General features: G+C 65.0%; 13 protein-coding genes. 10 read left to right on the top strand and 3 right to left on the bottom strand.

The window, feature by feature from the left end; genetic code table 11:
* Positions 1-61: 61 nt before the first annotated feature.
* The 6 genes from ACIHFD_RS47540 (at position 62) to ACIHFD_RS47515 (ending at position 3024) form a co-directional block, all read left to right on the top strand.
* Entirely contained in the window at positions 62-361 is a 300-nt protein-coding gene (locus ACIHFD_RS47540) for a hypothetical protein (RefSeq protein ID WP_397372516.1), read from the top strand.
* Positions 358-579: a hypothetical protein gene (locus ACIHFD_RS47535; RefSeq protein WP_397372515.1), complete on the top strand. Its 222-nt coding sequence runs from the start codon at positions 358-360 to the stop codon at positions 577-579. Before ACIHFD_RS47540 ends, ACIHFD_RS47535 begins: the two co-directional genes overlap by 4 nt.
* A gap of 55 nt (positions 580-634) precedes the next feature.
* On the top strand, positions 635-1144 hold the full coding sequence (locus ACIHFD_RS47530; RefSeq protein WP_397372514.1) for a hypothetical protein: 510 nt from the start codon (positions 635-637) through the stop codon (positions 1142-1144).
* A gap of 180 nt (positions 1145-1324) precedes the next feature.
* Complete coding sequence (locus ACIHFD_RS47525; protein WP_397372513.1) at positions 1325-1702, top strand: hypothetical protein; 378 nt, start codon at positions 1325-1327, stop codon at positions 1700-1702.
* A gap of 251 nt (positions 1703-1953) precedes the next feature.
* The gene (locus ACIHFD_RS47520) at positions 1954-2538 is read left to right on the top strand and encodes a dihydrofolate reductase family protein (protein ID WP_397372512.1); all 585 of its coding nucleotides are present in this window, start codon (positions 1954-1956) and stop codon (positions 2536-2538) included.
* A 327-nt stretch (positions 2539-2865) separates the two neighbouring features.
* Positions 2866-3024: a hypothetical protein gene (locus tag ACIHFD_RS47515; RefSeq protein ID WP_397372511.1), complete on the top strand. Its 159-nt coding sequence runs from the start codon at positions 2866-2868 to the stop codon at positions 3022-3024.
* A 388-nt stretch (positions 3025-3412) separates the two neighbouring features.
* Here the strand turns inward: ACIHFD_RS47515 and ACIHFD_RS47510 are convergent, their stop codons facing one another.
* A complete protein-coding gene (locus ACIHFD_RS47510; RefSeq protein ID WP_397372510.1) occupies positions 3413-3841 on the bottom strand; it encodes a hypothetical protein in 429 nt (142 codons plus the stop codon).
* A 229-nt stretch (positions 3842-4070) separates the two neighbouring features.
* Here ACIHFD_RS47510 and ACIHFD_RS47505 point away from each other — a divergent pair, with 229 nt between their 5' ends.
* The 3 genes from ACIHFD_RS47505 to tgmC all read left to right on the top strand — a co-directional run bounded on the left by ACIHFD_RS47505 (position 4071) and on the right by tgmC (position 6506).
* A complete protein-coding gene (locus ACIHFD_RS47505) occupies positions 4071-4895 on the top strand; it encodes a helix-turn-helix domain-containing protein (protein ID WP_397372509.1) in 825 nt (274 codons plus the stop codon).
* Positions 4892-5110, top strand: coding sequence for a DUF397 domain-containing protein (locus tag ACIHFD_RS47500; protein ID WP_397372508.1), 219 nt, complete (start codon positions 4892-4894; stop codon positions 5108-5110). Before ACIHFD_RS47505 ends, ACIHFD_RS47500 begins: the two co-directional genes overlap by 4 nt.
* 253 nt (positions 5111-5363) lie before the next feature.
* The gene (gene tgmC, locus ACIHFD_RS47495; RefSeq protein WP_397372507.1) at positions 5364-6506 is read left to right on the top strand and encodes an ATP-grasp peptide maturase system methyltransferase; all 1143 of its coding nucleotides are present in this window, start codon (positions 5364-5366) and stop codon (positions 6504-6506) included.
* 204 nt (positions 6507-6710) lie between these two features.
* Here the strand turns inward: tgmC and lpdA are convergent, their stop codons facing one another.
* Together lpdA and ACIHFD_RS47485 are read right to left on the bottom strand one after the other, a co-directional pair.
* Positions 6711-8090, bottom strand: a complete 1380-nt coding sequence (lpdA, locus tag ACIHFD_RS47490) for a dihydrolipoyl dehydrogenase (protein ID WP_355207656.1) — start codon at positions 8088-8090, stop codon at positions 6711-6713.
* A 20-nt stretch (positions 8091-8110) separates the two neighbouring features.
* The gene (locus ACIHFD_RS47485) at positions 8111-8485 is read right to left on the bottom strand and encodes a tautomerase family protein (protein ID WP_350737447.1); all 375 of its coding nucleotides are present in this window, start codon (positions 8483-8485) and stop codon (positions 8111-8113) included.
* Positions 8486-8503: 18 nt separating this feature from the next.
* Between ACIHFD_RS47485 and ACIHFD_RS47480 the strand changes: the two genes are divergently transcribed.
* Positions 8504-9154, top strand: a complete 651-nt coding sequence (locus tag ACIHFD_RS47480) for a response regulator transcription factor (RefSeq protein ID WP_350737450.1) — start codon at positions 8504-8506, stop codon at positions 9152-9154.
* The last annotated feature ends 1 nt before the right edge of the window (position 9155 follow it).

The following is a 9155-nucleotide window of genomic DNA, read 5'->3' as shown; positions in this document are numbered from 1 at the left end:
GATCCGCGCCCGGGAAAAGGGAATCGCGCCGATAGCGGGCACTGCGATCCCAGAGGGGGCCATGAACGGATTCTATTGGGGATTCGCCACGGCGGGACTCGCGGCCATGGTCCTGACGATGGCCGGCAACTCCGGCATGCGTGCGGCCCTCCGCGCCATATTCAGGCGCCCGCTCGGCGAGCTGACCCTGATCGTGAAAGCCGGGACCACGCTCGAGTCCCCGCAGGGGGCCCGCCCGGCCACGGAGGAAGAGGTCATCCCCATAGATGGGCTGATCATCAAGGTCGATGCGGACCGGAACGGCCCACCCGCGCCGAGCCCGGCGGCGCGGTCCCGCCGCTACGCAGGAGGGCCGGAATGAGCCCGGGCGGCGGCGCGACGACCGTGGACCGGAATTTCAGACTCGTGTTCTTCGTGGTGCTCGGCTTCACGGTCCTCTTCGTGGGCGGCGCTATTTATTCGGGTTTCTTCATCGCCAATCCCACTCCGTCGCAGATATCGACGACGGAATGGCTGCAAAGAGCGGCGTGGGCGGGTCTGGGCGTGATTTTCGGCCTGCTCGGCGGCAAAACAGTTTGATCCCGGAACGGCGCCACCTGTCACCGCCGGCACGCCGGTGGCGTACCATCCCGCCATGGCATTGCAGGAGATCAGTTACCTAGAGGCATGGTCGCTCTGGTCAGCGGGCACGGACATCAAGTCCCGCATCCTATGGGGGCTGGAGATCTATAAATGGGCACGTCTGGCCAAGGTCGCGGCGCTCCTGGCAGGTTTGGCCATCCTCATCGACATTGTCGGGCCCGTGCGCTTACGGGAGTGGTTGTCCCCGCTGAAGAGGCCGGTCGAAACCACGGTCATGGCAGCGGTCGGCATCCTGTGCCTGGTCCTGCCCTTCGCCTTTCTCTGGTTTGTCGCTTCGACGCTACCCGGCCCTATTGCGTTGGGGGCCCTCATACTGCTGCCGATAGGATTGGGAATCGGCGCCTACATACTCGAAAGCTTCGTCAAGGGAAAAGGACACCCGGTTGCGGCGGTCGCCGGGCTCGTCAAGATAACCGAGCACACCGTGTTCATCCAGTTCGTAAGAACCGCGAGCCTGATCCTGCTCGTGGCGGCGTTCCACTTCGACTTCCTCGCCAGCTAGTCTCCTGGTGCGCTCCTCACAGCGCGCCCCTGTCCAGGAGCCCTGAGCAGGCGGATTGCCCCAATCGTCGTTCTGGTTCTTTCCGTTGTCGCTCAGGGTGGACACCGGGGTCCTCGCAGTGACCAGCAGACAAGGGTTATTGCGATGAAAGCCTCACAGAACTCCGCCAGGATGAGGAGCATGACCACCGACAAGGTGCTGGACAGCGCGGTGCTCGCCGTTCAATGCGACATGGAGGCGACCGGTGTCGCCGGACGACTCGGCTTCGATACCCCGGAGTGGGACGACCTGGGCTACCTGCGCGTCGAGTACAAGGGTCGATACTCCAGCCTCGGGCTGCGTGAGAACGAAGCGCATGAGCCAGTCGCCACCCTCGTGCTGATCGCCGATCTCGCCCAGGCAGTGATCGCCGAGCAGGAGGGGAAGATCTGGCCGACCTGTCCAGCGCACGCCCTTGGGCTGCATCCGAAGCAGGTGGGCGGGGCAGCGCTCTGGACATGCAAGGGCGGAGGTGGGCACGCCGTGGCTGCGATCGGAAAACTGGAGAATGGGGCCTGACACCGGGACCAGCGACGTTCACTGAGTCCTTTCGTTCTGCGTGCCTGGGCGGCCTGACCATAGCCACTATCTAAGCGTGTCTTTGAAGCAGGACATCGTTGATCTGTGTGTACCTCGCCGCGGCGCCGGAGCGGGTCAGACAGATAGCAAAAATTCGTCGTTCTACGATGTCGATTTGGGTGGTGGGCGCTCGTGTAGGGGGTGATCGGGCCGTCACTGGGGCGGTTCGCAGGAGCGGAGGAGGTATTCCGGTGCGTTCGATCACCGTCACCATGAACATCAGCCTGGATGGCGTCGTGCAGGGCCCGGGTCGTCCTGATGAGGACACCCGCGGAGACTTCACGCACGGCGGCTGGGGGGCCTGGCATCAGGATGAGGTCTTGGCCCAGGAGATGGCCAAGGGCATGAGTGGTCCCGGCGACATGCTGCTCGGCCGTCACACCTGGCAGGACTTCATCACCGCGTGGGCGCACCGCGAGGACGGCAATCCGTACACCGCCCGTATGAACGCCGTCACCAAGTACGTCGCCTCGGCCACGCTTGACGACGCGAGTGCTTGGCAGAACTCGGTGCTGCTGCGCGGCGACGCGACGCACACGGTCGCGGAGTTGAAGGCGCAGGACGGCAACGACCTGGGCATTGTCGGCAGCTCCGCACTGGTGCGCAGCCTGCATGTGGCCGATCTGATCGACCATTACACGTTGGTGGTTCACCCGCTCACCCTGGGCTCGGGTACACGGATGTTCGAGGGGCCGGCGCCGTTGACCCAGTACCGCCTCACCAGCAGTGTCACAACCACGAAGGGTGTCATCGTCGCCCACTACGATCGCCGCTGACAGTTCCTGGGCAGCTGTCTCTGGGTTCCAACCTCTCAGCGCTGAAAGCGCTATAAGCCCGTAGAAGCGGCGACGGCCACCGCTGTGATCATTCAGGTGTGATGGATCTGAAGATCATGCGGTGGCCGTGTTGGCCAGAGTAGAACGTCTCAGCGCCGCTCGTCTGCAAGCGGGATTGGATGCCGTGTTCGCGTTGGTGGCGGGACGATTTAAACGTCCCGAAGTCCGGCAGCGAGCCCGTGCCTGCGTCGAGGGCATGCTGTCCGGGCTGGAGCGTAAGAACGGCTGGCGCTGGCCGAGTACGCCGGGGAGAGCACGCCTGATGGGATGCAACGACTGTTCAACGCCGCCAAATGGGACGTCGACGGCGTGCGCGACGACATTCGCGGCTACCTGATGGAGCACCTGAGCGAGACCGACGGCGTGCCGGTCAGTGATGACACCGAGGACTCTGGCACCCGGCTACGTAGCGGCCAGCTCACATAGCCGGGGCGTCTACGATGCCCGTTTCGCCCCTGCCCGAGGCGCTGCAACATCGCGTAGGAATTCCACCCATATCGCAGTTGCACGCGCGTGCGCCTTGGCTCGTGCCTGCTCCATGGAGGTCCTGTCATTCACCTCGAATGTCTCACTGCCCATCGGGAGACCGTCACGCCCGGGGAGCCGATGATGCAGCGTCAGCTTGTAGCGCTCATGGATGATCGAGAACAGCAGTCGAGCGCCGACCCAGCCTTTCTCACAAGTCAGGGAGCCCGGGGACGGCCTCCATTGGATCTCGGGCGCTCCGGTCTTCCGCTCTTTCCTGACCTCAGGCCGAGCGCTCATTGCGTCGCCTCCTGTGCGCCCAGCTTCTCGACCAGCTCACCAGCGGTGGTCATGGCGTCTCCGAAAGGAACCCAGGAATCAATGCGGCGGCTTTCGCGGGGTAGCCCGGGGGGATCACGTAACGCTCGTCCGGCTTTATCTCGTTGTTCTCGCCGACTTGCGCGATATCTACGATGTACGCCTTCGACCGTGCGGCTATACGGATCGTGGCGACTCGCCGGCCTTGAGGGCCGAACACCAGGAGCTCTGGCGCATACCGGTCCAAGTTCCATCCCGAGGAACGGTGAAGACCTCCGGATTGCAGCGTGAGCTTGAACCATTCGACCGCACGGGCGTGCATGCCGCGCTTGACCAGTAAACCCCGCAACTTGGCCAGGATCTTGTGATGCTCGGCCGCCGTCCTGTCGGAGACGCGCTCACGCGTCAGGTCGACACCAGTCGTTCCGGTCATCCGATCCAGCAGTTTGTGAGTTTGCATGTCACCAACCCTGATCGCTCTGGACGACGGTTCGCGTCGCAACATGAATCGTGTTGCCCTGTTATGCGCTACTGAGCCGACGTCGTCTGTGCCCCGAGGGGTATTCCAAGAATGCTATTGACCAGCTACCTTCGGGACTGGAGACCGACAACATATGCGAACAACTCTGTTGTGGCGACTGTTGTTGCTCAGCACAACCTCTGTTATCCCCGTTGAAGGAGCTTTCGCGATGCCAGCAAAGCCGGATACACCTCCCGCAATATCCCCAGAGGTTGCTTTCGGCCGCGAGCTGCGCAAACTACGCGAAGCTGAAGGGTGGTCTCTCGATGCCTTTGGGGCAAGGGCCGGCTATTCGGGCACCATGATCGGCTACTTCGAGCGGGCGAAACGCTCCGTACCCGAAACATTTGCCATAAGGGCCGAGGAGATACTAGGGCTCAACGGCGAACTGGTGGCTCTCTGGAAGGAGATCAACCCGAAGGCCGCACCGAAATGGTTCCGGCAGTGGCCGAAGATCGAGTCACAGGCCCTGTTGATACGGACGTGGGAACCTCTTGTGATGCCGGGCTTGCTCCAGACAGAGGAGTACGCGCGGGCTTTGCTCCACGCCGAGCCGGGAGCGTCAGACGAGCAGGTCGAGGAAATGGTGCGTGCGCGGATGACGCGCCAGACCATCTTCGGGCGAGCCGATCCGCCGATGTATGTGGCCGTCATTGACGAGGGGGTCTTGCACCGGCCGACAGGCGGTAAGGCCGTGATGCGAGCGCAGCTCGAACATCTGATGGCCTTGATGGACCACCCGAAGATCACCATACAGGTTGTCCCCCTGGAGGTCGGCGCGACTCCAGGGCTGTTGGGCGGCTTCGCCATCGCCCAACCTCTCTCAGGGCCGGACACGGCTTACCTGGAGTCAGCATCGAACGGGCAGGTAACCGATCGCGTGGACGAGGTGAGGGCCATTAACGTGAGGTTTGACGCGATCCGTGCATGGGCTCATCCCGTGCATGTCACCAGAGACGTGGTCCGCGAGTTGATAGAGAGGTATGGGCAATGAGTGACGAGCTGGCGGACGAGTTGGCCCGCGCCGCATGGCGCAAGGCCACGAAGTCCGGCTCGAACGGCGGCAACTGCATCGAGGTTGCGCCCCTGCCCGGGGGGCGCGTGGGCCTCCGAGACACGGAGAGGCCGGACCTGCCGGCCTACGTCGTTAGCGGCTCCGTCTGGGCGGCCTTCATTGACGGTGCAAAAAAAGGCGAATTCGACTTCTAACACCACACAAGCCCCTGATATACGTCAGGGTCTTTGCTATTTCCGCGTTCCTGTTCACCCTGTTTGTTGCGGCACAAACAAGCGCCACCCATGACCTCGCCTGCCGGATGAACCTCATGTCAATGGCGGCGACGATCCCCTACCCAGAGGCTCAAATGACCTGCACAAAATCCGCCCCTACGGCCGTGTGCATGAGCCGAAGGACCCCACTGCCGCCTGCGAGCCCACCAATTTACGTGGAGGAATGGTTCGCGTGAACCTGGGTGCCAAGCTCCGTCATGAACTGGCCGCCGCTGTCGACTCTCCGAGCTGGCGTGCGGCGCTTGAAGCGGTGCCACGCGAACTCTTCGTGGGCGATGCCGTCTACCGCCACCAGACAGGACAAGGCCGGGTGTCCGTGCGTCGCTCCGAGATGAGCCCGGAGGACTGGCTCGCTCTGATCTACACCGATGAGACGTGGGTGACCCAGGTCAATGGCGTCATGGCCGATGATGCAACCGGGCCCATGGGCATCTTGCTGCCCACATCGTCGTCAACGCTCCCGAGCTTGGTCATCCGGATGCTCGAAGCTGCCGAGATCGGCCAAGGCGAAAAGGTGTTGGAGATCGGGACCGGAACGGGCTACTCCACAGCTTTGCTGTGCCATCGGTTGGGCGACCGCGCCGTCACATCGATCGAGTTCGACCCCGTTGTAGCCGAGCGCGCGAAAGTCGCGCTGAACGTGGCCGGGTACCTGCCGACGCTCGTGCGGGGTGACGGACTGATCGGGTACGAGGCGAACGCTCCTTACGACAGGCTGATCGCCACCTGTGCGGTGCGTACGATCCCGCCCCCGTGGGTGCGGCAGATGCGTCCAGGCGGGACGATCACGGCCCCCATGCTGGGTTGGACGGGCGGAGTAGCGTTCGCGCATCTCCACGTCGCTGACGACGGCACCGCGAGCGGACGTTTTCTCAAGGACGACGTGTACTTCATGATGGCGCGGCCCCACCTGCCGCCACCCCGGCCGACCATGACGATGGGTACCGGCGAGGTGAGCGAGAGCAGGATCGACCCGAGCATTCTCACGGACGACACCGCCCTGTGGGTCGCCCAACTCGCTGTCCCTCAGGCGCAACACGGATGGGCCGAAGACATCCTGACACTGCTCGATGTGGAGACCGGGGCACAGGCCGATGTACGACCCTCAGCTGAGGGTGGCTGGGCAGTCCACCAAGACGGGCCACTCAAGCTATGGGATGCCGTTGAAGACGCCATTCTGACGTGGCAAGAAGCCGGTCGGCCGCACCAATCCGGCTTCGGGCTCACCGTGACACCCGAGGCGCAATGGGTGTGGCTGGGCGAGCCTGACGGGCCTTCCTGCGTTGCTCACCTAGCACCACGAGTGGCCGTTTGAACGCGGCCCACAGCCGGGGGAGCACGAGGGGGCCGGCAGGCCACCTCGCCGGGGATCGGGGCGAAGCCCCGATCCCCCATCAGCACGCCCGAGCGTCAGCGAGGACCGCGCCTTTGGGGGATCGAAAGGGGGCGCGCCCCCTTGGGAGGCAGGGCCCGGACCATCGCCCGGCGCGAAGCGCCCCCCAAAGTGAGGACCATGCTGTCACATGTTGATCATGTGGCCGGCGAGGCCGTGGATGGCTTCCTTGACCGCTTCGCCGAGCGTCGGGTGGGCGTGGACGTTGCGGGCGACCTCGTGCACGGTCAGGTCCCACTGCTGGGCCAGGGTCAGCTCCGGCAGCAGTTCGGTGACCTCGGGCCCGATCAGGTGGGCGCCGAGCAGCTCGCCGTGCGTGTTGTCGCTGATGATCTTGACGAAGCCGGCCGAGTCGCCCAGGCCGTGCGCCTTGCCGTTGGCCGTGAAGGGGAACTTCGCCACCTTCACGTCGTAGCCCAGGTCGCGCGCCTGCGCCTCGGTGTAGCCGAAGCTGGCCACCTGCGGCTGGCAGTACGTGGCCCGCGGGATCATCACGTAGTCGAGCTCCATGGTCTCCGCGTCGGCGATCGTCTCGGCGGCGATGATGCCCATGGACTCCGCGGCGTGCGCCAGCATCAGCTTGGCGGTGACGTCGCCGATGGCGAAGATGTGCGGCACGTTCGTACGGCAGCGCCCGTCGACCGCGATGGCGCCCCGGTCGGTCAGCGCCACGCCCGTCTTCTCCAGGCCGTAGCCCTCGACGCGCGGCTGGAACCCGATGGCCTGCAGCACCTTGTCGGCCTCGAGCACCCGGGTCTCGCCGCCGCGGGTGACGGTGACCTTGACGGAGGCGCCGGTGTCCTCGATGGCGTCCACGCGGGTCGAGGTCAGCACCTCGATGCCAAGCCGCTTGTAGCGCTTGGCCAGCTCGGCCGACACCTCCTCGTCCTCCAGCGGCACGACCCGGTCGAGGAACTCCACGATCGTCACCTTGACGCCGTAGTTGTGCAGCACGTACGCGAACTCCACCCCGATGGCGCCGGCGCCCGCGATGATGATGCTCTCCGGCAGCTCCTCGGTGAGGATCTGCTCCTCGTACGTCACCACACGCTCGGAAAGCCGCGTGCCCGGGATCAGCCGGGTGGTCGCGCCCGCCGCGATGATGCAGTGGGAGAACGTGATCGTCTCGCCGTTCACCTGGATCGTGTTCGCGTCCAGGAACGTGCCGCGGCCGTCGTACTCCGTGATGGCGTTCTTCTTCATCAGGTAGTGAACGCCCTTGACCCGACCGTCGGCCACCTTGCGGCTGCGCTGGAAGGCCGCCCCGTAGTCGAAGGTGACCGAGCCGCTGATGCCGAACGTCTTGGCCTCGTTGTTGAAGATGTGGGCCAGTTCGGCGTTGCGCAGCAGCGCCTTGGACGGGATGCAGCCCACGTTCAGGCAGACGCCACCCCAGTACTTCTCCTCGACGACCGCAGCGCGCAGTCCGAGCTGGGCGGCGCGGACGGCGGCCGTATACCCTCCGGGACCCGCGCCGAGAACGACGACGTCATAGTGAGTGCTCATGAGTCGGACCATACCGTCAGCTAGACCTCGACCTTGTACGAGAGGGTGAGCTCGTCGGCGGGCACCCCGCGGATCCCCCAGTTCACCCTGGGCATCTCGATGATCGTGATCTCAACGTCCTCGGGCTCGTAGCCGGATTTGTCGTAGATCTCCCTGATCAGCGCCCGCTTGGCGTCGTCGCTGCGCCCGGTGAAGCAGATCACCTCGATGATGAGGTAATTGTCACTGCGCCCAGGGCAGACGAAGTCGTCCTCCTCCAGCAGCAGGAACCGGTGGAACCGCTTCTCCGGCGGCACGCCCCACGCGCTCACCAGGCACGACTGCACCAGATCTGAGATCTCCCGCTGCCGTCCGGCCCACACATCCCTGCGCCCGTACACCTTCACCTGTGCCATATCGGCAATATAGAGGGCGTGATCCGCGTACTCCTGGCCGACGACGAGGCCATGATCCGGGCCGGGGTCAAGGCCATCCTCGCCTCCGACCCGTCGCTGGAGGTGGTGGCCGAGGCCGGGGACGGCAGGCAGGCCGTCGACCTGGCCATCAGCCACCGCCCCGACGTGGCGCTGCTCGACATCCGCATGCCCAGGCTCGACGGCCTGGGGGCGGCGAGCGAGATGCGCCGGGTCGCGCCGGGCACGGCCGTGGTGATGCTGACCACATTCGGGGAGGACGACTACATCGCCAAGGCGCTCGACATCGGGGCGAGCGGGTTCCTGCTCAAGTCGGGCGATCCGCGCGAGCTGATCGCCGGGATCCACGCGGTGGCCGACGGGGCCGCGTACCTGTCGCCCAGGGTCGCCCAGCGGGTGATCGCACACTTCGCGGGCGGAAAGATGACCAAGGGGGCACAGGCCCGCGACCGCGTCGGCCCGCTCACCGACCGGGAGCGCGAGGTGCTCGCCCTGGTCGGCGCGGGCATGTCCAACGCCGAGATCGCCCGCGAGCTGCACATCGTCGAGGGCACGGTGAAGGCGTACGTGAGCGCCATCCTCACCAGACTCGGCGTGCGCAACCGCGTGCAGGCCGCAATCATCGCCCACGAGGCCGGATTGGTAGCCTGAC

This window comes from Nonomuraea sp. NPDC051941 (assembly GCF_044593615.1).
The sequence above is the reverse complement of the archived record's forward strand: the minus strand, read 5'-3'. Positions and strand labels throughout refer to the sequence as shown.